The following is a 24665-nucleotide window of genomic DNA, read 5'->3' as shown; positions in this document are numbered from 1 at the left end:
GAAGGGTGATGGCGGGGTGTTTAAGCTGAATGAGTTGAGTGAGAGGCAGAAGGCAGGAAGAAAACTATTTCCTCTTATTACCTTTTCCTTTGTAGGGTTCGCAGGCCACGCCGTCTCCATCACGGTCCAGGTGAGCAGCGTATCCAGGCTGGCCTTTATGGATAGGTGCCGCGCCAGCTGCACGGACTTCGTCACAGTTCTTGTAGTACACTCCGGTATTTGCGGGAGTCTCAACCACAACAGGTTTCTGTTGCACAGGTTCCTGCTGTACCGAAGTTTGCCGAGCAGGTGCTGGAGCTTCTGTTGCTGGCTGAGTTTCTTCGGCAGGCACCGGTTTCTGCTCTGGCTCAGGTGCCGGGACTTCGGGGGTGGGTTCAGCCACAGGTGTTACCGTTACCGCCTCCGGAGTCTTAGTAGGCTCGGGTGTGGGCGAGGCGGTGGGGCTAGGAGCTTCCGAAGGTGAAAGGCTTGGCGACTCTGTAGGTGAGGGGCTGGCAGATGTACTGCGTGCCGATGACGAAGCAGATACTGAAGATGGCGTTTGTTCTTTGCGAATATTGCCTGCGTTGCTGGAACACCCAGCAAGAAATACGGTACCGAGAAGCGCTACCGCAATAACTTGATTTTTCATATGGAATTATCCTCATTGACTGAGCGAGTGAGTAAGTGCTGAGCTGTCATTGCTCACCCCTAAGTCTATACGAAACCACCAGGTGCGGGAGAACCTCTCTGCCCCTAGCTCTAGTGCATATTTATTCTTTACTGGGAGCAAGATTTTAAGGTTTCTGAATGCTTTAGAATAGATGCAGAGCCATCGACGGTTCATGCATTTATCACTCAAAGTCTCAAATAACTTAAGGATTCCTATGTCCAATAAAACTGTGCCTCTCACCGAGGCGTATTCTGCCTACACACAGCCTTTAGAACCGCAGATTCTTGAAGAAATTCCGAAGAAAAAGTGGGCTGCTATTACCGCCTTAGTGCTCTCACTAATCGCTTTCTTCACGGGCATTCTGGTGATTGGTTTTGTACCCGCAATTTTCGCGATCGTATTTGCCGGTATCGCCCTTGGACAGGTGAAAAAGGGTGAAGCTGAGGGTGCTGGCATGGCGATCGGCGCCATTATCTTTGCGTCCCTAGCGATTATCGCCAGTGTTGGAATAGTGATCTTAGCGCTTATTTCCAACTACTACACCGAGCAGCAGGTGATAGATGGATGCACCTCCGGCAAGGGCACCTACACCGTGGAGAACGGGCAGAAAGTCTGCCATTATATGGGCTATGCTATGGACATGTAGTTCTCATATTTATGCATAAAGGCTCGGTAAAAACTGTCATACCGAGCCTTTATTGTATTTAATATCTCATTTGCGTTTCGTGTTATGGGAGCGCCGAGATACACGTTGTTTATTCGCTGCCCTGTAAGGTGATAAGCCAATCATCAACCTTACACAAGCCCTATCTCATCAACGCTCTCCAACACCGCAACCTGCATTTTGCGAAGTGCTTCAACATCTGGAAGCGTGTCGTCCTGGTCAATCAGATAGACGGTGTACCCGTCAATTGTGAGTCTACGCATAATTTCCAGAAGCATATGCTGGGCAACCTCGTCCACGGAATAGACTCGCGTAACATCCAAAGCTATTTTCGTCCCCGTGTATTCGGTGTCTACAATTTCGCGGATAACACGCTCAGCACCGGCGAACCGGATCCTGCCTTGAAGCTGAATAACCTGAACCGTCTCGGCGCCAACTCCTACGCGGTAGTTAGCACGTATCGCCGAACGGGCAACGGTGGGAATGTTCATCACATGCATACCCATGTCTGAAGAAAACCGCTCAAATAGCGACACGCCACGGACACTATTGCCATGTATATCAAGGCGCGGTGAGAATGTTGCCACCCCCAGCTGCCCCGGCACAGCACCAATGATTCCTCCGCCCACACCGCTTTTGGCGGGAATACCCACCTGCGTTGCCCAGTCGCCAGCGGCATTGTACATGCCGCAGGTGAACATTACGCTCAACACCTGACGCACTACCGTTTTAGGTACCACCTGCTCACCGGTGAGAGGCTGCTCCCCATAATTCGCCAGAGTAGCTGCCATCATCGCCAGGTCTTTTACAGTTACTTCAAGTGAACACTGACGCGTGTACCCTTCCACCACCTTGGCGGGGTTCTCGGTGAGGATATCGTGACTACGGAGCATATGTGCAATAGCGAGGTTACGGTGCGCATGTTCTATCTCTGAGGAATACACCGCCTCATCAATCTGAAGGGGGCGCCCGGCAAATGCTGAGAGCCCTTCAACTACCCGTTCCATCCGCTTCTCCGGACTTATATTTTCGGCTCCCACCAGCGAGTGGGTGGTGATAGCCCCAGCATTAATCATGGGGTTCAGCGGACGTCCCGACTCGTCCTCAAGAGATATCTCGTTAAAAGGCTCTCCCGAAGGTTCAACACCCACTTTCGCCAGTACCTTATCAAATCCACGATCAGCTAGAGCGAGAGCATACACGAAAGGCTTAGAAATAGACTGGATAGTAAACACTTCATTGACGTCTCCGGCGCCGTAAAGTTCCCCGTCAACCATTGCGATAGATGCCCCTAGTCGATCAGGGTTTACTCCCGCCAGCTCAGGAATATAGTTTGCGAGTTCCCCCGTTTTATCTGAGGCCACGCTGGCGAGCACATCGTCGAGGTAGCTTGGTATAGGGGAACGCATAACAGTTTCTCCTGATAGGGGCGGGTCGTTACTTTTGTACGCGGTTGGTTCGGGAGCCAGACTGCAGAGTACACGCGTCCTTGTCATGACAAAATATCTGCCCGAACGTTGAGCTTCTTGAAGTGTAGCTTTTCCGCTTTCAATACTCCAAATATGTGCTTGTATACAGCCGTGAGGCAGCAGCATGAATCCATGCATAGACGGTTTTGCGTCTTTGCCGGGTGAGAATACACCATGTTTTTTCTGTCCCTGGTGTGCGGGCCAAGAAATTCTTCCACCCAACCCTTGACATACCGAATAGTCGGTTTTATATTGTCATTATGGCAGCAGATAAAACAGCAAATTCCAAGTCTAAGGGCCAGCTCACCCGGGAACATATCCTAGAAGTTGCCGCCCAAGTTTTTGCACAACGCGGCTATTCTGAAACCCGGTTAGACGACATTATTCAGGCCACCGGACTCACCAAAGGCGCCCTCTATTTCCATTTCCGTTCCAAAAGCGATTTGGCGTACGCCGTCATTGAAGACCACAAACGGCACTGGCTTGAACAGGGGATCCAGGAAATAGCTCAACACGATAACCCGCTAGAGCAACTAGAGGCGCTCAGTAACCTCCTGATTACTCTGGTGTCGCAGGGAAAAACCGACTGGAACATTGTTCGTCTCGCCGACCAAGTGCGCTCTAAGGAACCGCCTGAAGACCTCATTAGCCCCCTTCAAAGCTGGGTTGATGTGGTGGCCGATATTATCGAACGCGGCAAGGCGCAGCAGATATTCCACACAGAATTATCAAGCCAGGATGCCGCTGCAATCCTCGTTGGTTCCTTCGACGGCCTCAAAACTTCTAACGATGCTTTAGCCCAAGGAGACACCGAGAAGTTCAGACGCCAAGCTCACGCCTTAAACGCAATGCTTATAGAGGGGCTGCAGAGGCGTTAATCTATCCTTCTCCCCTGCCTTCCGAAACCTTTCGTCTGTTCAGACGAACTTTTGTCCTAGTCCAAAAAACTGATGATATGGAGTACTGTATGGCGACCCTCATTACTGGCGCTTCTTCAGGTATCGGCGAAGAATTCGCGCACCATTACGCCGCAGAAAAACACGACCTTGTGCTTGTTGCTCGCAGCGAAGACAAGCTGAATACTCTCGCTGATACGCTTCGTGGCCAGCACGGCGTTCAAGTCACCGTCATTGCACTTGATCTGTCTGAACCGGATGCAGCTCAGCGGCTCTGGGAAGAAACGAACCGCGCAAGGTTAGAGATTGATGTGCTTGTTAATAATGCAGGGTTCGGAACCCACGGTGATGTTGCTGATGATAATCCCGACCGTTTGGAGCAAGAAGTACGCCTCAACTGCCTCACGCTAACAGGGCTGACGGCACGCTACCTGCCCGCCATGCGTGAACGCAAAACCGGAACCATCATAAACATTGCTTCGACTGCGGCTTTTCAGCCGCTGCCCCATATGGCAGTGTACGGCGCGACCAAAGCATTTGTGCTGTCCTTCACCGAAGCGCTCTGGGCAGAAACCCGAAAAGACGGCATCCGAGTGCTCGCGGTCTGCCCCGGCCCCACCGACACCTCATTCTTTGAAATCGCCGGTGAATCCGCAGCGGTCGGGAAAATGCGCTCCACCCGCCAGCTGTTAGAAAGCACCCTGCAGGCACTGAAAACCACAAAACCCAGTTTTGTAGATGGGCTAGGAAACGCCGTCGTGGCACGGTTTGTCACCCGTGTGGTACCAAAGCGTGCCGTCATGGCCATAGTCGATCAGGCGTTCCAGCGCCAACGCAGCCAACATACGCGGTAATACAGGGCCGCTCCTAGCCGGTGCCTTTAGCTAAAGCGCTAAAGGTACCGGCTAGAACTCCAGAAGCATCGTTCCAGTGCTACCGCCAGCATCAACGAATCCCAGCTTTTCGTAGAGCTTACGCGCGGGATTCCCTGCTTCAACACTGAGACTAACACCCCGGTCCCCCCGCACACGAGCAACTTCTACAACATCACAGATAAGTTCCGTCCCCAACCCAACACCGCGCGCCTCAGGCTGCACGGACACGCCCAGCTCACCGATACCAGGAGCCACAAAACCATATCCAGGATTCTGCTGAGGTAAATAGAGAACCCTTGCAGTACCAACCCACTGCCCCTGTGAGGTGCAGGCAACCACACCATAATCTCCCCGCCGCGCATCCATAACGATGTACCGCACAAATTCGACTGTGTCGAGAAGATCCTGCATGGTGAACCTCTCCCCCGGCCAGTTCAAATTCATCAGAGTTGATTCACGCAGAATATCAATATCGCTCGATCGTAGTTTTTTCTTGTGTAAGCCCAGGCGTGTACTTGCCCGCTCAACTGCATCAGCCATTTACCTCACCACCCCTATGCCTAGTATTTGTGCTCTATCACTCTACAGACAGATACCCTGCATCGTCTAGCGTCCCGCCGACACCCATTAGCACTCAGATCTCTCCTAAAGCCGCACAATAGTTGTTAGCAGCGTATGTTCTTTCCAGCTCGCCTCTCACTCACTCTCAAGGGATGAAAAACTGTCTTCTTCCGTCTCAGGGCGGAAGTGTCACAATGCTTCACGCTTCTGAGTATTTGCCGGACTGTACAACAGGCACAAAAAATCACCTGGTCACATAAAACCAGGTGATGATTTGTGGAGATAAGGGGACTCGAACCCCTGACCCCCTGCATGCCATGCAGGTGCGCTACCAGCTGCGCCATATCCCCCTATTTAGTTCTGCCACCCTTTTGGGCAACAAGAAAATAATACACATGCCTGAGGTACGAATGCAAATCAGCACAGGCAGTATTCGCAAGACCACCCGCGAATACTGCCCACCCCAGAGTGAGAAGAACGAAGCTTAGCTATCAGCTGGGATAATACGCGCGGCGTCTTCCTCAGTCTCACCAGCAATATCGAAAGGTGTCTCCGTTTTAACACCCAACTCAATGCGTGGAGCTTGAGACCATAAACGATCCAGCGCATAAAACTCGCGATCTTCCTCATGCTGCACGTGAATCACAATGTCGCCGAAATCAAGAAGGATCCAGCGCCCACTCGCCCGGCCCTCACGGCGTACCGGCTTCATCCCAGCCTGCTCCCGAAGAGCATCCTCAATCCCATCAGCTACAGCGTTTACTAGGCGCTCATTATGAGCTGAAACCACTAAGAACCCGTCGATCAGACCCATAGCGTCCGAGGCATCAACAGCAAACAGATCTGTGCCCTGTTTTTCTTCCGCCGCCCGGGCGGCGATACGCAGTGCCTCAATCGAGGCGGGTGCTGCGGTCATAGTTTCCTTTCCTATTCGCCGTCTCCGGCGGAGACCCCCAGAAAGGGGCACATGTTACTTCTGGCTGAGCACTATAAACAGGCCGATGAGGATCACCGCGATACACAAGACCAGCAGGATCAGGCTCAAAGGACTCCGCTTACGGGGAACGTCCAGATCATCCTCATACTCATCTTCATAGTCCACGGCATCCTGGGCCATGGTATTCACAGCAGAGTAACCCGACTTGGCAAAGCTATTGAACGTAGGCTCCGGCTGCTCTACAGGATCTTGGTTGTGCTCCACAATGCGGCGCACCAACTCCCCTACCTTATCAGGGTCAAGAGCTACCGTCGGGTCGTCGGCGGTGCTATCTGCATACGGCAAAGATGCGCTGGCTGACTCGGGCGTCTGGTTCCCTGCTGTCTGCTGCGTGTACGATGCATCCGGGGCGGTCGGTTTCTCGGCGGCCGCACCCTTCTTCTTGTCTAGCACCGACAGGTCCAGCCCTTGTGCATCAACAGCAGAGACAGGTGCTGGCAGCTTCGTGGGCTTTGCCTGCTGCACATCTGCTGTCGCTGATGCGGCAGGGGCGGAAGGCTCGGACTTGGTGATATTAATATCGGGCTGTTTAGCCTGCACGAAGGAACTCTGCCCAACGGTCATGCTCGGCTTATCAGCCGCCGATACTGCCTCAGCAGTATTGGAGGCGCTGCTCTTGCGACCATCACCAACAACATCTGCCGCGGTAAGACCGGTGCCGCCCGCCTCTGAAGTAGCGGCGGGAGCAGCTTCCGTATCAGCAGCTACCGATGCAGCGCTTGAGACGGTAGAAGAACTGGTCTTCCGTGTCCCCGAGGCAGCGGCACTCTTCGCGGATTTTGAGGCAGAAGAGATCGACGTCAAGCTAATACCGCGCTCCTCCAGATCGGGAACCAAAATTGCGGTACCCGCACCAGGGTTAGAGGATTTGACGGTGTCCCAGGGGTTATTAGGGTTCAGGGGTGCCTGCCGCTTTGAAGCCCCAACAGCCGAACCGATCTTAGCTTTTTCCTTCTGCGCAGCACCAGAGGCTGTTCCAGCGTCCGCATCAGATTCCACCTTCGGCTCATCACGCACCAAATAATCATGCATCGGTAACGAGCTTGTTTCAGGTGCGGGAGCAGTAAAGGAAGAGGTCAGCGGAATGTTCAAGGCACTCAGATCTGAGGGGTCCTTGCTTGTACTCTTCTGCTGTTGCTGGTTCGGCTTAATAGCGTTCAGGCTGCTGGTCAGCGGCTCAGGCTCGTTCAGCTTATCCTCGTCGTTGGCGCTCATATCAATAGCACCCTGCGCGGCAAGAGCAGCGAAACGACGCTGAATTGAGAGCACACGGGGGTCGACCACCAGATTATTCACCACGGGGCCCATATGATCCACAGGCTCCGGAAGCTTACCGCGGCCCATAGCACGAATATACTCTGCTGCCTCTTCACGGTAACGAGCCAGACGACGTGGACCCATCATCTTCGTGGGTGGAGGAACCTCGATCCCGTCTTCAGTAACATAGGTCTCATAGAGGTAGGCTTCCTCTTCTGCGTAAGGCTTATTAGTGCCTTCCTGAGATTCAGTCATTCTAACCCTCTTCTTCCGTTACATAAACATTGTCTAACGCGCCCTGGGCGCTCGATCCCTCTACGGCTTCCCCACGCGGCAAACCCGCATCATAGGTTGACGTCGAATCGTCAGCGGAGTACAGCCCATACTTATTGATGTACTGTACCACCCCATCCGGCACCAAATACCAGATAGGTGCTCCGTCAGACGCACGGCGGCGAATATCTGTCGATGAAATCGCCATCGCAGGAATCTCAAGTGTAGTGATCTGTCTACCCTCCCCGACCGGCGGGTCAAGCTCATGGCCGGGGCGTGTGACCCCCACAAAGCTTGCTAAGTCCCACAGCTTATGCGCGTTGTGCCATGTCATCATCTGGCTAATCGCGTCCGCGCCAGTGATGAAGAATAAATCAGCATCGGGTCGTAACTGGCGTAATTCATTAAGGGTATCAAAAGTGTAGGTTGCACCGCCACGATCTATATCTATACGGCTGACCGTGAACCGTGGGTTTGAAGCGGTGGCAATCACAGTCATGAGGTACCTGTGCTCAGGATCGCTGACCCGCCGCTGCCCTGTTTTCTGCCAAGGCTGCCCTGTGGGTACGAACACCACTTCGTCAAGGTCGAACACAGCGGCAACTTCACTAGCCGCCACTAAGTGGCCATGGTGGATGGGGTCAAACGTACCACCCATAACCCCCAGCCGGGTACGGCCAGAAGTTCGCGGCGGAATCGATTCGATATTAATTCGAGAAGGCTGAGGTGTCACAGTCTATATAATCTTCCGGTTACTGACCGTGCCTCGAATTGTATTCCTTGAGCAGCTTAGCCTCTTCATCATCAAAAGCTTCAGGTGTGTGGTCAGGACGAACAATGCCACGGCCGCTGTATGACAGGGTTATCAACAGAAGAACAGCAAAGACCACGGCGGCGATCACACCATACATGTAGGTGGGCAGGCCCAGCAACATACCGTCTGCATGCTCAGCACCAGCGCCGTGTGCAAGAATAGCGGTACTCACGTATGTGATGTCCTTTCAACTTAGGTAAAAATCCTCATATGTTTCTATGCTACCGTGTTGCGGCGAAAATCGGGTAAATCACGGGTATTGACTGCACAGTATTGGATGTGCATTAACCACGTTTTTGTATACCCATCTCCGTTATTAGCCCTTGATGTGAGCGCCGTAGCCTATTCGAGGGGCGCTAGCAGGCTTTTTCTGATATGAACCTCACATAGATATGTGTCAAGAGGTAGCATGTATGCCCCTAGCGAACACAGCTATTGTGTGGCAGCTAATACACCAGGAGCTTACATTGGGTTACTCAGCATCGGGCATGTCGATTCCCTCAGTGGGGCGCTTCTCCTTCAACTTTTTACGGTATTCCACAGACTCGGTCCACACGCCCGCGACACGTTCCTGCTCAAGCTCTGCACGGGCCTCAGCTTTCGCATCCATGCGTTCTTTATATTCCTCACGTTTCTGCGCACGGGTGGGACGAATAATCTCTTCGAGGCGAGTATCGGTACCGCGCGGAGAAGACAGAAGCTCAGCACCGCCGACCATTGTGGGCTCCCAGTCGAAGACCACAGAGTTATCGTCCTCACCAATAACTACAGCATCCCCGGCACGAGCACCAGATTTGAAAAGCTCATCCTCAACACCCAGCTTTGCCAGACGATCCGCCAGATACCCAACAGCCTCGTCATTATTGAAGTCAGTCTGCTGAATCCAACGCTCCGGTTTCTCACCAATAACCCTAAAGAGCGGCTCAAGATTGCGCTCCTCACGACGAATAATAAACTCTTGTTTCTTCCTAGAACGGAACCCTTTGGGCCGCACAACGGGGGCATCAGCCACAGGTTTATCATTTTCACTGGCACGTTTCTGGCGGTCTTCTTCAACAAGGTTAGCCATCGCGAAAATAAGCGGTTTAAGCCCTTCATGGGAAGCCGTTGAGATCTCAAACACCCGATACCCCATCTTCTCAAAATCGGGTCGCACGAAATCAGCAAGTTCACGCGCCTCGGGTACATCAATTTTATTGAGAACGATCATCTGGGGGCGCTCGTTGAGCGGCACAGTCACCCCAGCAGTGGGGTCCACCTCATAGTTTTCAAGCTCGCCGCGAATAACCTCAAAATCGCTCATGGGGTCTCGGCCAGGCTCCAGGGTGGCACAATCAATTACGTGCACCAACGCAGAGGAGCGCTCAACATGGCGTAAGAAACGGTGACCCAACCCCTTACCTTCGGAGGCGCCTTCAATCAGACCAGGAACATCCGCAACCGTGTACCGAACATCACCTGCCTGCACAACACCCAAGTTTGGGATAAGAGTGGTAAAAGGATAGTCAGCGATTTTGGGCCGAGCCGCAGAGATAGCAGCGATCAGCGACGATTTACCAGCTGAGGGATATCCAACAAGCGCAATATCAGCAATAGACTTAAGCTCTAGAACAATGTCAGTTTCCTCCCCGGGAATACCAAGGAGTGCGAAACCGGGAGCTTTACGTTTGGTCGATGCCAACGCGGCGTTTCCAAGGCCGCCCTGACCGCCCCGTGCGGCAATATATTCATCGCCTACATGCAGCAGGTCGGCAAGCACATTACCATCACGGTCTTTAACAACGGTTCCCTGAGGTACTGTAAGCACCAAGTTCTCACCGTTGTATCCGTGGTGCATATCGCCGCGGCCAATATCTCCATTAGGGGCGTGCTGGTGGGGGCTGTGGTGGTATTCCAATAGCGTGGTGGTCTGGTTATCGACACGCAAAATCACGTCCCCACCATTGCCGCCGTTACCACCGTTGGGGCCGCCAAGCGGCTTAAATTTTTCACGGCGTACGGAAACACAACCGTTGCCGCCGCGACCGCCGGATACATGCAGGACCACGCGGTCCACGAATTCTGCCACGGGTGTTCTCCTTCTACATTTTCACGTGTGATGTGTTAGTGCGCCACTATGAGCGCGCAGGCACCGCCGTTACTGTTGGCGGTGGGCTACCGGTGTTTAAGCATACGGTAAGAGGGGGTAAGCCGTGAAGCCTACCCCCTCTTGCCTGACTGGCGCGAGTCTTACTCGGCGGCTGCCAGGATGTTAACGACCTTGCGGCCCTTGCGAGTACCGAACTCGACGGTGCCTGCTGCCAGAGCGAACAGGGTGTCGTCGCCACCGCGGCCAACGTTCAGGCCGGGGTGGAAGTGGGTGCCGCGCTGACGAACAAGGATCTCGCCTGCGTTGACGGTCTGACCGCCGAAGCGCTTAACACCGAGGTACTGGGGGTTCGAGTCACGACCGTTGCGGGTGGAGCTTGCGCCCTTCTTATGTGCCATTCTGTTTTCCTACCTTAAGGTTTATATCCGGTGGTTAAGATTACGCGTTGATTGCGGTGATCTTAACGGTGGTCAGCTCAGCGCGGAAACCCTGACGCTTTTTGTAACCGGTCTTGTTCTTGTACTTCTGAATAACGATCTTCGGACCGCGCAGGTCTTCAATCTTTTCAGCAGTTACCTTGGCGGAAGCCAGGGACTTTGCGTCAGCGGTGATCTTGTCACCGTCAACGAGCAGCAGTACGGGCAGCTCGATGGTGCTACCGGGTTCACCTGCAACACGGTCAAGGGTAATTTTGTCTCCGACGGAGACCTTCTCCTGGCGGCCGCCAGCGCGTACAATCGCGTATGCCACTTTGGGACTCACTTTTCTCGACATCTTGCTTCTTCGTATCTCACACGTGCAGACAGCCTGCGCTTTCATTGCTGTGCGTTCCACAGGTATCTCATATGATCCTGGTGTGGATGCGGCCCGTGTCCCTCGTGGGATTGCCCAGTTGGATACACGCTCGGCCTGCCGGTGGTGTCTTCCAGAAACGCTGTAATAAGGGCTTCCAGAAGTGGTATCTCCCGCTGACCCTGCGTCGATAGGGCTTCACTGAGATAAATACCAATCGTTAAGGATACTGCATGCGCGGGTTTAGGCGCAATCCACCCCTTTGGGCAGTAAATAACAACGCCAGCACCGCAGTCACCTTCGGACTTGTGGTACCGGCGTTATTGTTATTTCTGTGATACGAGCAGGTCTAGGCCCTATTCTTTGCCAGCTCGTTTAATATCGGCAGCGGAAACACCGATACCGAAAAGGGTCGGGGTTTCGGATTCGACGGGGGCTTTCGCGTCCGCCACAGAGGCCGAAGCCACCACCGAACCATGAGCCGACTCGGCGGCATCCACCGTCACAACCTTCGACTGTGCACCCGCCGAAGACGCCGCACGACGAGAACGACGCTTACGCGGCGCGGCCGCCGGTTCAGCAGCAGCCGTAGACGCCTGCTTCACCGGCTCAGCCTCAGTGACCTGAGCCCCGGCAGAACCACCCACGCGGATGACACCCGAAACACGCGGCGCACCCGCATCAGTTACGGGAGCATGACCCACCACACCCGAAACGGTGGTTTGGCCACCCTGGGCAGCCGCCCCATCAGTTGAGGCGACGCGACGCGAACGGCGGCTCTTCTTGGGGGACTCATGAACGTCCTCCACCCGCACGTCATCGCGGGTTTTCTGGGCCTGCTCATCCTCAACCCGTTTCGACCGGAAACCGCCGCCCTCCGTGCGCGCGATACGGCCTGCCTTCTGCGACGCACGAGCCTTCGCCTCGCCCGCCCTAATAGCCTCATACCGGGCAGAGCTACGCGTAAACCGGGAATCCAGCTCAGGACTGTACGAGTCCGCGAAATCCTGCGCCGTAAACGCGCCCTGCTCGCCGCTCCAATGGGAATCGTCGTCAATCTTAGCGATCTTCGCCTCAGCCTGAGCCACATACTCATGAGCCTGTTCACTCGCAGCCTCGGGGGCTGTCCCCTGAGTGTTCTGAGTATTCTGCTCCTCAGCACCCTCAGTGCGGCGTGAGCGTTTACGACGCTTACGCTTCTTACGTCCCTGCTCCTCAACCTCATCAGGCTGTTGGGATGCTGCAGCGATTGAGGCCATAGCACTGCGGCGCTCCGCCTTCTTCTCTTCCTTCTCGGCATCCACCGAATCAACACGGCTAGCCGCAGCACGGGAACGTTTGCGGTCGGTGCGCTCTTGGCGGTGAATAAAATCTGAGGCGCCGCCCGAGCGGCCGCTAAGCGGCTGGTCGTGCACCAGCAGTCCGCGACCACCGCACGACTCGCACTGCTGTGAGAACACCTCAAGCAGGCCCGTACCCAGGCGTTTACGGGTCATCTGCACCAGGCCCAGGGAGGTCACTTCAGCAACCTGGTGCTTAGTGCGGTCGCGCCCCAAGCACTCGATCAGGCGGCGCAGCACAAGGTCACGGTTCGATTCAAGCACCATATCGATAAAGTCGATCACAATAATGCCGCCGATATCACGCAGGCGAAGCTGACGCACGATCTCCTCAGCCGCCTCCAAGTTATTCTTGGTGACGGTCTCCTCAAGGTTGCCGCCGCTACCAGTGAACTTACCGGTGTTCACATCCACTACGGTCATAGCTTCGGTGCGGTCGATCACCAGCGAACCGCCCGAGGGCAGATACACCTTGCGGTCCAGGGCCTTCGATAGCTGCTCATTCACGCGGTAGTGGTCGAAAAGGTCATCCTCCCCTTCCCACTTCTGCAGTCGGCCCATCAAATCCGGGGCCACATAGGTCACGTACGCTTCAATCGAATCCCAAGCGTCAGCACCCTGCACCTGCATGGCGGTGAAATCCTCATTGAACACATCACGCACCGTTTTAATCATCAGGTCAGGCTCCTGATACAGCATCTCTGGGGCGAGCACCTTACGGGAGTTAGCCTGCTGCTGGATCTCCTCCCACTGCGCACGCAGACGGTTAATGTCGTGAGTCAGTTCCTCCTCAGAAGCACCCTCAGCGGCGGTACGCACAATCACGCCCGCCCCATCAGGCAGCTTATCCTTCAAAATCTTCTTCAAGCGCGCACGCTCAGTATCGGGAAGCTTACGTGAAATACCGGTCATTGAGCCGCCCGGCACGTACACCAAAAAACGCCCTGGCAAAGACACCTGGCTCGTCAGGCGGGCGCCTTTCTGCCCAATTGGGTCTTTAGTGACCTGCACCAGCACCGAATCACCAGGTTTTAAGGCGTTCTCAATCTTGCGGGGAGTACCCTCAAGACCGCTCACATCCCAGTTCACCTCACCGGCATACAACACAGCATTCCGGCCACGCCCAATATCGACGAACGCCGCCTCCATTGACGGCAGTACGTTCTGAACCTTCCCCAGGTACACGTTACCGATCAGCGAATCCTGCTGCGTCTTCGACACAAAATGCTCTGCGAGCACCCCATCCTCAAGCACAGCGATCTGGATACGGTCATCCTTCTGCCGCACCAGCATCTGCCGGTCCACAGACTCGCGGCGCGCCAAAAACTCCGCCTCAGTCACAATGTGACGGCGGCGTCCCATCGACCGGGACTCGCGGCGGCGGGCACGTTTAGCTTCAAGGCGGGTTGAACCGCGCACACCAGTAACAGTGTTTGAAGTGTGAGAATCCGGCAGACGCGGTGCACGCACCTTCGTGACGGTCTCCACCTCATCGTCATCACTGCCCTCAATCTCAATGTCCTCGGTACCGCGACGGCGACGGCGACGGCGGTGGCTTGTGACCTCAGCCTCAGCAGCAACTTCCTCAAGGCGACGAGCCATCCGTGCCGCACGCTCGGCCTCAATACGTGCCGCACGCTGCTGCTCATACTCAAGAGTTGCTGCCGCTGAAAGCTCAGCAACATTTGGAGAATAAAACAGTGGCATAGCCCGTGGCGTTAACGAGGCGCGCATCTGTGCAAGCTTCTGCTGCTGCACATCACGCAGAGTTTTCGATTCCCCTTCAGAGCCGGACTTTTCCTCAGATTCATCCTTTGGGGTATCTACCTCCGGCAGGGCTACAATGCCTGTCTCCGGTTCAGAAACCTGCGGTTCTTCGGCGGTACCAGCGATAGCAACCGATGTATCTGCCTGAGCAGCCGGGGTCTGAACCGCTGTGACGGGTGAGTCTTCTGAGCTGGGTTTCTCAGTCACAGATTCAGGAGTTTCAGGTTCTGCGGCGGAGGTATCTTTATTAGTTCCCTGCTCTGTATTCGGCAAAACGGCGGTCTGCTGCTCAGCTGCTGCCTCATCCTGAGAGGATTCGGAGCTATTGGCGGCATCATCAGCGCCTTCAAAAATTCTATCGATAGTGCTCGCGACCTCATCCTCCGAAGCTGGTTCGGCAGATTTTTTCGGGGCAGGAGCATGCTTCGCCTTTAAATTCCGTAGATCACTCAGGCTCTCAGCAACTGCACGTTCAGGGCTCAGCTCCTCCGAATCCTTAGACCCAGATTCAGCCTTGGAACGGCGAGAAACCGTATTCTTTTTTGAGGAACCGCGCCCCCGTTTTTTCTCGGCCTGATCGGCCTTATCCGCTCCCGGCACTTTCTCATTCAGGGAACGCACCGTCTCATCAGAGACATTCTTCTCACTCGCAAGTGATGCGATGTCGGCCAAAACACCCATATTCAGGCCGGATTCATTGGCGTTCATCTCTTCAGCCATATTTCCTTCTCTTGGTGCTCCCAAGCCGCATCTTGACGCACTAGCATTCGTTGCGCGCACGCGCGTAAGCCTATCTACCCTATTCGTAGCTCAAGCCCCCGGGTGCGCACACTATGCGCAACTACCGCGGAGGCGAGCGGCGGAGCGTCCTTTCGCATTCATAGAAACACCCCGCACTAAATGGGCCGATTTTTTCGGTCGAGCCAGCGGACTTCCATCAACGCCGGACTTCGGGGGTATCTCGCCGCGCAAACGTTCTGCGGCCTAAGGCATTCCCCTCGACGAAAATACCGGATGCGCCCTTTACATGCGGGTCAAAAGGCGCACTTCTGCTATTCTCTCACATTCACGCCCTCACCCGCCATATTTGGGGATAAACACCCACCGATGCTCACACGTCAACACAGAAAAAGCGGCGTGATGCACAAATCAACACGCCGCTCCTCCACACTACGGTGGTGGTATTTTAGCTATTTGGGCTGCTACTACCCCAGGCCCAGTTCGGCATCACGTTTTTCACGTTCTTGCTGTGCCAGTCTCGGGTCAGTCGGCAAATATTCCGGACCAGACCCGGTAGCGAACGGGATACCCACCATAAAAACAAACGGGGCAATGATCAGAAGTATCACCCACAGGAGAGAGAAATGACCAGCCGTCAGCAAAAACAGTGCCGTCAAAAATACAACGGCCGATGCAAGCATCATAGTGGTGCCGAGGGCTTTCACAGATATCTCCTAGAGGTTAACGGGTCTCTCCAGTTACCCCATTATACGCACCGCCGCACAGCAACAGCCAGCCGCAGCGCAAAGCGCATCATTGAACCGGCCACAGCTGCATACCCTATGATGGTGAACACCAACTCACCAACCTGTGAAGGAGCAAATCATGAGCGAGCGTACCCTCATCCTGGTGAAGCCCGATGGTGTTGAACGTGGGCTGATCGGCCAAATTTTGAGCCGCTTTGAATCAAAGGGGTACACGATTGAGAAGCTGAAAATGCTTCAGCCCACCAAAGAACTTCTGGCCCAGCACTACGCAGAGCATGAAGGCAAGCCTTTCTACCAGTCCCTCGTGGATTTTATGGTTTCTGGCCCCGTGGTTGCTGCTGTTCTTTCGGGAGAGCGCGTCATTGAGGGGGTGCGCTCCATGCTCGGTACCTCAGACCCGACCCTAGCAGCGCCGGGCACCATTCGCGGAGACTTAGGGCGTGACTGGGGCGATTCCGTGCAGAAGAACCTGGTGCACGCCTCCGATTCCCCCGCCTCAGCCGAACGTGAAATTGCTCTTTGGCTGGCGTAAAACACCATCATAAAAGCTTGGGGTCTGCAGAAATATTGTTGTTTCTGCAGACCCCAAGCCCCATAGTGGGTGCTTCGAAACACCCAGTAGTTTCGGCTACATCATGCCCATGAACACGTTGAAGAACCGGATAATAATAATCCCGAATATCAGCAGGACCAGAAGCAAAATACTAAACCAGGTCCACCCCGTTGCGCTCTGCCGCACTTGTTCTGAAGCGGGGATAACTCCCTCGACGATATTTCGAATCGTCACCTTCACGAACATGATGATCGTCATCACCCATACGATCATGCAGAACAGACAGAGAGCATTTATCACGAACGTTGTTTCAAACCAGAGCCACAGCACAAAGACCACTGCAGCCCCCAGGCCTGCATTGGTTGCCAACCAGAACCATTTTTTATACCGCGCCCCAGCTAAAGTCCCCATCGCAATAGTCATGAGGATGGGGAAAGCAACCAGCCCAATGAACGGGTTGGGGAAGCCGAAAAGTTCCGCCTGCGGGGTGCGCATCACGGTACCGCAGTTAAGGAGAGCGTTAATATCGCACAGCGAGCTGTGACCTGCATCAATAAAAATCTGTAGGCGCTCATGCACCAACATAGCTGATGAGGCGAGCGCAACTGTGGCCGTCACCATCAACCACACGGCAAGTGAGCGTTCAGAGGATTGCGACTCTAGACTATCTGCCGATCCTGATGCGGACGGTGTGTCCTCGTTGTGCTCCTGGGTGCTCTGTTCAACGCTCATATGCTTCTCCTGGTTGATATGAATACAGTCGGATTCGACGGTCGCAGTGTCAAAGCCTATTTAGCTATCTTAACCTGTTATTTTCTTCCCGTTAAGCTCCAGACCTTGTGCGGATATAGCAGGGATGCACCACCATCCCTTTTCATGTGCACACCCCGGAGTGGGTGCAGCTATGCATCCTGATAGGTCAGTGCTGTGGATGCTGGCGTTCCCATTCTGCTTGTTCGGCCTCACGTGCCTTATTTTCGGCATCCAACCGTGTGCCCGCCCGCAGGCCATACCACCAGCACCCTACGAACCCGACCACTACGATAAGGGTAAGCGGCAGAGTCAATGCCGACAGCGCAAGCAGAGCCACTTGGAGTACCCACCCTGCGGTGTATCCCCAGGAGGATTTCAGCTGGGCGGGCAGCAGCATGAGCACCGCTGCGACCGCCAGCCCCACAGCCCAGATGAGGATTTTTATCTCAACGGGGTCGCTGAAATGATGCCCGAATACCGCTAGGGTGCCGAAGAAGGCCACAAAAGCCTCCAGTACTAGAATTGTTGAGGCAAACATGACTTTCACTGAACGGGATTTTTTCTTCATCCCCGGCTTCCAGTCACGCTGGGCGCGAGTCAGGAACTGTTTTTTCTCGGGATTGTTCTGTGCCACAGCTCTCCTGTTCAAACTTTCGGGGTCGGTGAGGGTGTCGCTACTGTGTTTCGTCACTTTCAGGTTCATCGTGGGCCAGCTCCGCCAAAATGTCATCCAACAGCCCACCGTCCGGTGCGGCGCTGGGGATAAGCCCTATATCACTATCAAGTCCTTCAGGGGCGGGCCGGGAAGCTGTGGGGCTCTCCTCGGGCTGTGCCAGCAGGGTACGCGCCTCACCAATGACTGTGACCGATCCTGTGACCAGCACACCAGCGGATTCCTGCTCAAAGAGGGCGTTTTCCATAGCGGTGGCAAGCGCCTCATCCAGGTGGTCACATACCGTAATAATGTCTTCGTCGAACCCGGCGTCGAGGGCGATCTCTTGAAGTTCTTCCGGGGCAATGGCTCGGGAAGATTCTGAGGCAGAAAGATACAACCGGAATGTGGCATCGGTTGAGTCTACGTATTCTTTACGAAGCACTTCAAAAATACCGAGAGCGTCTTTTTCGCCTAGAATACCGACGACTGCATGCACATGGGACAGTTCAAATGCCTCTTTAAAAGCCGTAGATGCGGCGCGCACCCCATGCGGGTTATGAGCGGCGTCAAGCACCACCAAAGGCTCGCTGCGAATCATCTCAAGTCGCCCTGGCGAACGTACCTGAGCAAATCCGGCGAGTACTACGTCTCGTGTAAGGGCACGATCCCCACCGAAAAATGCCTCGACTGCGGCAAGAGCTAAGGATGCGTTCTGCCCCTGGTGCTCACCGTGTAGGGGGAGCTCAATCTCGGGGTATTCTCCTGCTAAACCTCGGAGAGTTAAAAGCTGCCCGCCGACCGCGCGGTCACGCTCAACCACACCAAATTCAACACCTTCGAAGGCGTACTTGGCGTTCTGCTTACGAGCAGTATCAAGAAGTATGGTCGCTACTTCAGGGTCTTGCGCCGCAGAAATAAGGTATCCGTCGGGTTTAATAATCCCGGCTTTTTCCGTTGCAATCTCAGCCAGAGTATCCCCCAGCATATCGGTATGATCAAGGCCAACGGGCGCCACGACGGAGACAATACCGTCGGCTACATTCGTAGAATCCCACGAACCGCCGATCCCGACTTCTAGAATCACCACGTCCACGGGCTCGTCGGCAAAAATAGCGAAAGCAAGCACGGTGATGGACTCAAAGAACGTAAGTTTTGGTTCTCCGCGTGCAGCAAATTCTTCGTCCACAAGAGTGAGGTATGGCAAAATTTCATCCCAAACGCGCACGAACGTGGCATCAGGCACCGGTTCACCGTTAATGCTGATGCGCTCGGTAACGCTTTCGAGATGCGGGCTCGTAAAACGCCCGGTGCGCAGATCATGAGCCAACAAAAGCGATTCAATCATGCGGGCGGTACTGGTTTTGCCGTTAGTTCCGGTGATGTGGATGACCGGGGCGGCGCGGTGCACATCCCCGAGGATTTCAACGGCTCGGAGAACCGCATCCAGCCGGGGAGCCATCTTATTTTCGGGGGCGCGTGCCAGCAATTCACCGTAGACGCGTTCAACCCCTTCTGGGTTCGGGATTGCCGGGTAGCTCATCTCGCTCATAGTGTTCTTTCCTTGGCCGGTATCAAGCTGTGCGGCACAGCATCTCTACCGGGGTGCTGCCTCATGCGGCATATGTTTTGGGTGTATAGCCGCCCCAGCACGGTACATACCGCGGTGTGTTATATGTGCCGGGGCGGCTTAGAGGCTCTATATTGCCCCTATTCTATGCGGCTTTTGCGACCGTAATGGTCAGGCTCTCGCCCTCCGTGAGGTCCAGGGAAACCGCTAGGGTCTCGCCAGTGACTAGTTCCTCGTGGGCACGCAGAGCCTCCAGGGTGTCCTGTGGTGCACTTACCGTTAGGTTAATGCGGTCAGAGACGTTCAGTCCGGCATCTTTACGGGCCTGCTGAATAGCGCGAATAGTATCGCGGGCAATACCTTCCGCCACAAGTTCATCGGTTAATTCGATGTTCAGCACTAGGAAACCGCCGGGCAGCACGGCTGCCGCTTCACGCTCGGTACCGTCATCCGAGGATGCTACCACGGTTACCAGCTCATATTCGCCGTCAACTAATGCAAGCCCACCGTCAATGGTGTCGAAAGCAACGGTCACGGTACCGTCTTCGGCGATTGTCCAATCGCCAGATTTCGATGCCTTAATGGCTGCCTGAACCTGTTTGCCAAGGCGGGGACCTGCGGCACGGGCATTCACCTTCAGCTGTTGCGAGATACCGTAGTCGGCGGGGTTAGCGTCTTGTGCATTCACGAGGATAACCTCACGCAGGTTCAGCTCGTCCTTCACAATCTTGGCGAAATAGTCGGCGCCCTTAGTACCGAATGCGGTTTCCAGCTGTGCGAACTGCTCGTTGGCAATGGCCGCCGTGAGCGATTGCAGAGGCTGACGCACACGGATCTTCTTCTCTTTACGCAGAGAAGACCCTGTAGAGCATACCGCCCGTACGGTTTCCATGAGCGAAAGCAGCTCAGATTCATCAGCAAAGTCTTCAGCGGCAGGCCAGTCGGCAAGATGTACCGAACGCTCACCGGTCAGACCACGGTAGATTTCTTCGGTCGTGAGCGGCAGAAGTGACGCCGCTACCTTTGATACCGTCACCAAAGCGGTGTACAGGGTATCGAAGGCATCGGGGTCTTCGTCAAAGAAACGTTCACGTGAGCGGCGCACATACCAGTTGGTAAGAGCATCAGCATAAAGACGCAGATGCTCGCAGGCACTCCAGATATCGTAAGAGTCCATGTCCGCGGTAACCTGCTGTACCAGCTCCCGGGTTTTACCCAAGATAAAGCGGTCCATCACATGCTGCGAATCGTACTTCACCTGTGCCGTATATCCCGCGCCTTTGTTGGCAGCATTCGCATAGAGAGCGAAGAAGTGATAGACGTTCCACAGCGGAAGCATCACCTGTCGTACCCCTTCACGAATCCCCTGCTCGGTCACAATCAGGTTGCCGCCGCGCAGAATCGGCGATGACATGAGGAACCAGCGCATAGCGTCCGAGCCGTCGCGGTCAAGAACTTCAGAGACATCCGGGTAGTTGCGCAGCGACTTTGACATTTTCTGCCCGTCAGAACCAAGCACGATGCCGTGGCTGACAACATTCTTGAAGGCAGGACGGTCAAATAGTGCGGTCGCTAAAATATGCAAAGTGTAGAACCAACCGCGGGTCTGACCAATATACTCAACGATGAAATCCGCCGGATAGTGGTTCTCGAACCAGTCCTTATTCTCGAAGGGATAGTGAACCTGCGCATACGGCATCGATCCGGAGTCAAACCATACGTCCAGCACGTCTTCGACGCGACGCATCGTAGACTTACCCGTTGGATCATCAGGGTTTGGACGCGTCAGCTCATCAATATAGGGACGGTGCAGATCTGGCTGCCCCTCCTTGTTCAGCGGCAGGCGACCGAAGTCAGCTTTGAGTTCTTCGAGCGATCCGTAAACATCAACACGGGGATAATTTGGATCGTCCGAAACCCAAACGGGAATAGGAGAACCCCAGAAACGGTTACGCGAAATTGACCAGTCGCGAGCGTTCTCAACCCACTTACCGAACTGCCCGTACTTGACATTTTCGGGAATCCAGTTGATCTGCTCGTTCAGCTCAGACATGCGGTCTTTGAACTCGGTCACCTTCACATACCAAGAGGTAATGGCGCGGTAGATCAGAGGATTACGGCAGCGCCAGCAGTGCGGGTAGGAGTGCACATAGGATTTCTCCACGATGAGCGCACCATCTGCCTTGAGAGCATTAATAATGGTGCGGTTTGCCTCGAAAACCTGAACTCCGGCGATACCCGCAAGCGCGGTAGACCCCGAGGGGCTAGGCTGTCCGAATAGGGGAAGGAACTTGGCGCCTTCATCTACCGAAAGCACCACGGGAATATCGTAGGATTCACAAACTTTCTGGTCGTCTTCACCATAGGCGGGTGCCTGATGAACGATACCGGTACCATCGGTGGTACTCACGTAATCGGCAACGAGAATCTGCCAGGAGGTTCCTGTGCCCCATTTCTCGGCATCGGCGAAATAGTCCCACAGCGGGGTGTAGCGCACACCTTCGAGCTGGGAGCCGGTGTAGCGCGCTGTGACGGCAGCTGCCGCATCCTCGGCGGGGTTCTCCCCCGCATACCCAAGGTCTTTCGCATAGGTTCCCAGCAGGTCAGCGGCGATCAGGAAGCGCCGCCCGCCATGCTCCCCGGCACCGGGAATTACGACGTATTCAATGTCGGGTCCGACGGCGAGCGCCTGGTTGGTGGGTAAGGTCCAGGGGGTGGTGGTCCAGGCAAGTGCCTCAACGCCAGCCAGTTCAGCGACAACGTTTTTATTGGCGGCGAGCGAGTCGTCAGCGGTGAGGGTAAAAGCTACTGTGACGGTCTGATCCTGGCGATCCTGGTAGACGTCGTCATCCATGCGCAGCTCATGGTTCGATAACGGGGTTTCGTCTTTCCAGCAGTACGGCAGAACACGGAACCCTTGGTACGTGAGTCCTTTATCGTAGAGACGTTTGAACGCCCAGATCACGGATTCCATGTACTCGACGTTGAGGGTCTTATAGTCGTTCTCGAAGTCCACCCAACGCGCCTGCCTGGTCACGTACTGTTCCCATTCGTTGGTGTATTTGAGCACGGAGGCGCGCGCGGCATCGTTGAAATTATCGATGCCCATCTCTAGGATTTCTTGTTTATCGGTCATGCCGAGCTGTTTCATGGCTTCAAGCTCGGCAGGCAGACCGTGGGTGTCCCAGCCGAAGCGGCGTTCTACTTTATGCCCGCGCTGAGTTTGGTAACGTGCTACAAGGTCTTTTGCGTAACCGGTGAGCAGATGCCCGTAGTGCGGCAGACCGTTTGCGAATGGAGGGCCATCGTAGAAGACGAATTCGTTATCGCCGTGAGGACCGGCTTCGCGGTTATCGATAGATGCTTGGAAGGTTTCGTCTTTCTTCCAATAGTCGAGTACGGCTTCTTCGAGTTTAGGAAATTGCGGTGATGCGCTCACGCCGTTGCCTGCGGCTTCGAACGTGCTCACCTTGGGGTAGATGTTCTCTGACATGTAAGTGCGCCCTATTTCTGTTCAGGTACCCTCCATCGGGTACTTCTGGTGCACCCAATGCCGGGAATGGACAAACGGGTGCAAGGACGCCTTCACGCCACCCTGTGAGGCAGGCGAACACTGGCGCGGTACCACCTTGCTTACTAACACAGCGAAACGCACCGACCCCTCCCGGGGCTGGTAGGCTTTTCGGCTCTTTTGCCCCCGGAGAGCGGCGCGTTCCGCGAGTATCAGTCGCTTATTAACAGCTGTATCGGGCTTAACCGTCCGGTTCTACTGGGACTGCATCTGTTCCGCTAAGATCCCCTCGCCGCAGCGATTAAAGTGGGAATCCGCAGGTGCGGTCTGTTCTTCCGAATTGCTCGCCGGTGATGGCCGGGTCGTTGCAAACATTTACAGTTTAGGGTGTTTCTGAGGGCCGGTGCAAGCCGGTTCGCCCCCAGTTCTTCGGGAATTATGTGCATCCCGGGCGTGTCGCCCTCGGATAGTTTTATGCCCCTTCCCCAGCACCCCATCCGCCACACCATATATTGTGGCCACAGCGTTTATTGCTCACAACATATGTTTGTTTCTGTGGGTTTTAAATGCATAATCACGCATCTATGGGGAGGAAGGAAATACCCAAAGATGTGAGCAAAATTCCCTCCCCTCCTGAACCCCGCTTGTCTGCCTGATTGTTGAGGTACCCCCCCCGTTCAAAACTGCTTAAGTAAAACCGTGTAGAAGGTGTGAAACATAGCCCAGGAATCAACCATATAACTTTCAGAGTGTTTCCAGCCTGTGGAAGTGAAAAGTCAGAGTCTTTTCAGGCGGCGATGCCACGATAAAAATACATGCAGTACATAGTGAAAAGAGGAACCACCATGATGACGCCCCGTCCCACCGTAGTTTCTGCACCATCGCGCCGCACAGTGCTGTTTGGCTTCAGTGCGCTTGGAGCTGCCGCGCTCACCGGGTGTGTGCCGCTTTCAAGTTCGAAGAAGGCCGAAGAATCACCGAGTGATACCGCAACCACGACGTCTGCGAGCTCCTCTTCCTCCCCCTCACATTCGACGTACTCCCCCAGCACGTCCGCTTCCAGTAGTTCCAGCGGTTCATCCTCGCCGGTGGATCCTGCACAATTTATTGCTGACTGGCAGAAGTATGTGGGGGATGCCAAGCTGCCGACCAAAGGCGACAGCGGATACGTTCCAGCAACCGGAAGTTCCCCAGCGCAGAACGTTCCCGAACCGGATATTAATGAGGAGGCATCACGTAAGAACACTTTGGAAGGTTCGTACCAGACGCTGCTCGCCTTCCAGTCGGCCTTCAACTATTTATCGCTCACTGGCAAGGATGAACCCATTAAGAAACTTATCTTCCCGCAAGATTTTTCGATGAAACTTGAGGTCGAAAAGCACCATAACCTGTACAGTTCAAAGGGGTGGATCGAAGGTTACAACCGTTCCGTTAAAATCAGTGACCACAGGCCTGCAGTGGCCTTTTCCGATACAGTTATCGGTGTCTCCTGGTACTTCTCTGAGAGCTATGAAAAGTTCATAGTTCACCAAGCGGGTGGGACAAATGAGGAAGTCCCCGCCCGCACGAGCGAGGGCATCATGACTACTATCTACGAAAATGGCGTGTGGAAAGTTATAAGTAACGACTACCTCAAACAGCACTACTCGTATCTCACGAGTCAAGGCCGGGAAAAGGGCGGCCACTAGCCGCC

The 24665-nt window shown here is 54.7% G+C and carries 21 protein-coding genes and 1 tRNA gene; 5 read left to right on the top strand and 17 right to left on the bottom strand.

Annotated features, from left to right (window positions below; all coding sequences use genetic code 11):
- Window positions 1-64: 64 nt before the first annotated feature.
- A complete protein-coding gene (locus tag D8M41_RS03220) occupies window positions 65-631 on the bottom strand; it encodes an excalibur calcium-binding domain-containing protein (protein ID WP_006887130.1) in 567 nt (188 codons plus the stop codon).
- Between the two features lie 235 nt (window positions 632-866).
- On the opposite strand from D8M41_RS03220, the gene D8M41_RS03215 reads away from it, so the two are divergent.
- Window positions 867-1298 carry a DUF4190 domain-containing protein gene (locus tag D8M41_RS03215; protein WP_006887292.1) on the top strand — a complete coding sequence of 144 codons (432 nt, stop codon included), beginning with the start codon at window positions 867-869 and terminating at the stop codon, window positions 1296-1298.
- Window positions 1299-1447: 149 nt separating this feature from the next.
- Here D8M41_RS03215 and D8M41_RS03210 read toward each other — a convergent pair whose 3' ends face one another.
- Window positions 1448-2725 (bottom strand): glutaminase, encoded by a 1278-nt coding sequence (locus D8M41_RS03210; protein ID WP_006887100.1) that lies wholly within the window; start codon window positions 2723-2725, stop codon window positions 1448-1450.
- A 320-nt stretch (window positions 2726-3045) separates the two neighbouring features.
- Between D8M41_RS03210 and D8M41_RS03205 the strand changes: the two genes are divergently transcribed.
- The gene (locus D8M41_RS03205) at window positions 3046-3663 is read left to right on the top strand and encodes a TetR/AcrR family transcriptional regulator (protein WP_006887182.1); all 618 of its coding nucleotides are present in this window, start codon (window positions 3046-3048) and stop codon (window positions 3661-3663) included.
- Between the two features lie 89 nt (window positions 3664-3752).
- Window positions 3753-4535: an SDR family NAD(P)-dependent oxidoreductase gene (locus tag D8M41_RS03200; protein ID WP_006887280.1), complete on the top strand. Its 783-nt coding sequence runs from the start codon at window positions 3753-3755 to the stop codon at window positions 4533-4535.
- Between the two features lie 51 nt (window positions 4536-4586).
- Here D8M41_RS03200 and D8M41_RS03195 read toward each other — a convergent pair whose 3' ends face one another.
- The 11 genes from D8M41_RS03195 to D8M41_RS03145 all read right to left on the bottom strand — a co-directional run bounded on the left by D8M41_RS03195 (window position 4587) and on the right by D8M41_RS03145 (window position 15891).
- Window positions 4587-5096: a GNAT family N-acetyltransferase gene (locus D8M41_RS03195; protein ID WP_006887143.1), complete on the bottom strand. Its 510-nt coding sequence runs from the start codon at window positions 5094-5096 to the stop codon at window positions 4587-4589.
- A 298-nt stretch (window positions 5097-5394) separates the two neighbouring features.
- Window positions 5395-5467, bottom strand: a tRNA-Ala gene (locus D8M41_RS03190).
- A gap of 134 nt (window positions 5468-5601) precedes the next feature.
- On the bottom strand, window positions 5602-6033 hold the full coding sequence (gene rsfS / locus D8M41_RS03185) for a ribosome silencing factor (RefSeq protein ID WP_006887352.1): 432 nt from the start codon (window positions 6031-6033) through the stop codon (window positions 5602-5604).
- Between the two features lie 54 nt (window positions 6034-6087).
- Window positions 6088-7626 (bottom strand): hypothetical protein, encoded by a 1539-nt coding sequence (locus D8M41_RS03180; RefSeq protein WP_006887162.1) that lies wholly within the window; start codon window positions 7624-7626, stop codon window positions 6088-6090.
- Between the two features lies 1 nt (window position 7627).
- Entirely contained in the window at window positions 7628-8377 is a 750-nt protein-coding gene (gene nadD, locus D8M41_RS03175) for a nicotinate-nucleotide adenylyltransferase (RefSeq protein ID WP_006887178.1), read from the bottom strand.
- Window positions 8378-8396: 19 nt separating this feature from the next.
- Window positions 8397-8630: a hypothetical protein gene (locus tag D8M41_RS03170; protein ID WP_006887157.1), complete on the bottom strand. Its 234-nt coding sequence runs from the start codon at window positions 8628-8630 to the stop codon at window positions 8397-8399.
- Window positions 8631-8930: 300 nt separating this feature from the next.
- A complete protein-coding gene (obgE, locus tag D8M41_RS03165; protein WP_126926382.1) occupies window positions 8931-10526 on the bottom strand; it encodes a GTPase ObgE in 1596 nt (531 codons plus the stop codon).
- Between the two features lie 161 nt (window positions 10527-10687).
- Entirely contained in the window at window positions 10688-10945 is a 258-nt protein-coding gene (gene rpmA / locus D8M41_RS03160; RefSeq protein WP_004004819.1) for a 50S ribosomal protein L27, read from the bottom strand.
- Window positions 10946-10985: 40 nt separating this feature from the next.
- A complete protein-coding gene (gene rplU / locus D8M41_RS03155) occupies window positions 10986-11297 on the bottom strand; it encodes a 50S ribosomal protein L21 (protein ID WP_006887214.1) in 312 nt (103 codons plus the stop codon).
- A 398-nt stretch (window positions 11298-11695) separates the two neighbouring features.
- Window positions 11696-15166, bottom strand: coding sequence for an Rne/Rng family ribonuclease (locus tag D8M41_RS03150; RefSeq protein WP_126926381.1), 3471 nt, complete (start codon window positions 15164-15166; stop codon window positions 11696-11698).
- A 485-nt stretch (window positions 15167-15651) separates the two neighbouring features.
- Window positions 15652-15891 (bottom strand): hypothetical protein, encoded by a 240-nt coding sequence (locus D8M41_RS03145; RefSeq protein ID WP_006888309.1) that lies wholly within the window; start codon window positions 15889-15891, stop codon window positions 15652-15654.
- A gap of 160 nt (window positions 15892-16051) precedes the next feature.
- Between D8M41_RS03145 and ndk the strand changes: the two genes are divergently transcribed.
- The gene (ndk, locus tag D8M41_RS03140) at window positions 16052-16465 is read left to right on the top strand and encodes a nucleoside-diphosphate kinase (protein ID WP_006888326.1); all 414 of its coding nucleotides are present in this window, start codon (window positions 16052-16054) and stop codon (window positions 16463-16465) included.
- 96 nt (window positions 16466-16561) lie between these two features.
- On the opposite strand, the gene D8M41_RS03135 is transcribed toward ndk, so the two are convergent.
- The 4 genes from D8M41_RS03135 to ileS all read right to left on the bottom strand — a co-directional run bounded on the left by D8M41_RS03135 (window position 16562) and on the right by ileS (window position 22954).
- Window positions 16562-17218 carry a vitamin K epoxide reductase family protein gene (locus tag D8M41_RS03135; RefSeq protein ID WP_006888315.1) on the bottom strand — a complete coding sequence of 219 codons (657 nt, stop codon included), beginning with the start codon at window positions 17216-17218 and terminating at the stop codon, window positions 16562-16564.
- A gap of 187 nt (window positions 17219-17405) precedes the next feature.
- Window positions 17406-17942, bottom strand: a complete 537-nt coding sequence (locus D8M41_RS03130) for a DUF4233 domain-containing protein (RefSeq protein ID WP_371873024.1) — start codon at window positions 17940-17942, stop codon at window positions 17406-17408.
- On the bottom strand, window positions 17914-19443 hold the full coding sequence (locus tag D8M41_RS03125) for a bifunctional folylpolyglutamate synthase/dihydrofolate synthase (protein ID WP_126926380.1): 1530 nt from the start codon (window positions 19441-19443) through the stop codon (window positions 17914-17916). The genes D8M41_RS03130 and D8M41_RS03125 overlap by 29 nt, the downstream gene beginning before the upstream one ends.
- A gap of 163 nt (window positions 19444-19606) precedes the next feature.
- Window positions 19607-22954: an isoleucine--tRNA ligase gene (gene ileS / locus D8M41_RS03120; RefSeq protein WP_126926379.1), complete on the bottom strand. Its 3348-nt coding sequence runs from the start codon at window positions 22952-22954 to the stop codon at window positions 19607-19609.
- Between the two features lie 863 nt (window positions 22955-23817).
- Between ileS and D8M41_RS03115 the strand changes: the two genes are divergently transcribed.
- Window positions 23818-24660 (top strand): DUF6318 family protein, encoded by an 843-nt coding sequence (locus D8M41_RS03115; RefSeq protein WP_126500121.1) that lies wholly within the window; start codon window positions 23818-23820, stop codon window positions 24658-24660.
- The last annotated feature ends 5 nt before the right edge of the window (window positions 24661-24665 follow it).

Origin of the sequence: Rothia sp. HSID18069, from assembly GCF_003989155.1 — a bacterium.
GTDB classification, from domain to species: Bacteria; Actinomycetota; Actinomycetes; order Actinomycetales; family Micrococcaceae; genus Rothia; species Rothia aeria.
This window is presented reverse-complemented; position numbering and strand designations above follow the sequence as displayed.

Excerpts from the sequence above, each read along its gene's own strand:
- D8M41_RS03195 (WP_006887143.1), bottom strand. The coding sequence starts at position 5,096 with ATGGCTGATGCAGTTGAGCGGGCAAGTACACGCCTGGGCTTACACAAG.
- D8M41_RS03205 (WP_006887182.1), top strand. The coding sequence starts at position 3,046 with ATGGCAGCAGATAAAACAGCAAATTCCAAGTCTAAGGGCCAGCTCACC.
- ndk (WP_006888326.1), top strand. The coding sequence starts at position 16,052 with ATGAGCGAGCGTACCCTCATCCTGGTGAAGCCCGATGGTGTTGAACGT.
- D8M41_RS03150 (WP_126926381.1), bottom strand. The coding sequence starts at position 15,166 with ATGGCTGAAGAGATGAACGCCAATGAATCCGGCCTGAATATGGGTGTT.
- D8M41_RS03130 (WP_371873024.1), bottom strand. The coding sequence starts at position 17,942 with ATGAACCTGAAAGTGACGAAACACAGTAGCGACACCCTCACCGACCCC.
- rpmA (WP_004004819.1), bottom strand. The coding sequence starts at position 10,945 with ATGGCACATAAGAAGGGCGCAAGCTCCACCCGCAACGGTCGTGACTCG.
- D8M41_RS03115 (WP_126500121.1), top strand. The coding sequence starts at position 23,818 with ATGATGACGCCCCGTCCCACCGTAGTTTCTGCACCATCGCGCCGCACA.
- D8M41_RS03220 (WP_006887130.1), bottom strand. The coding sequence starts at position 631 with ATGAAAAATCAAGTTATTGCGGTAGCGCTTCTCGGTACCGTATTTCTT.
- D8M41_RS03200 (WP_006887280.1), top strand. The coding sequence starts at position 3,753 with ATGGCGACCCTCATTACTGGCGCTTCTTCAGGTATCGGCGAAGAATTC.
- ileS (WP_126926379.1), bottom strand. The coding sequence starts at position 22,954 with ATGTCAGAGAACATCTACCCCAAGGTGAGCACGTTCGAAGCCGCAGGC.
- D8M41_RS03180 (WP_006887162.1), bottom strand. The coding sequence starts at position 7,626 with ATGACTGAATCTCAGGAAGGCACTAATAAGCCTTACGCAGAAGAGGAA.
- D8M41_RS03135 (WP_006888315.1), bottom strand. The coding sequence starts at position 17,218 with ATGAGCGTTGAACAGAGCACCCAGGAGCACAACGAGGACACACCGTCC.
- D8M41_RS03125 (WP_126926380.1), bottom strand. The coding sequence starts at position 19,443 with ATGAGCGAGATGAGCTACCCGGCAATCCCGAACCCAGAAGGGGTTGAA.
- D8M41_RS03215 (WP_006887292.1), top strand. The coding sequence starts at position 867 with ATGTCCAATAAAACTGTGCCTCTCACCGAGGCGTATTCTGCCTACACA.
- D8M41_RS03210 (WP_006887100.1), bottom strand. The coding sequence starts at position 2,725 with ATGCGTTCCCCTATACCAAGCTACCTCGACGATGTGCTCGCCAGCGTG.
- rsfS (WP_006887352.1), bottom strand. The coding sequence starts at position 6,033 with ATGACCGCAGCACCCGCCTCGATTGAGGCACTGCGTATCGCCGCCCGG.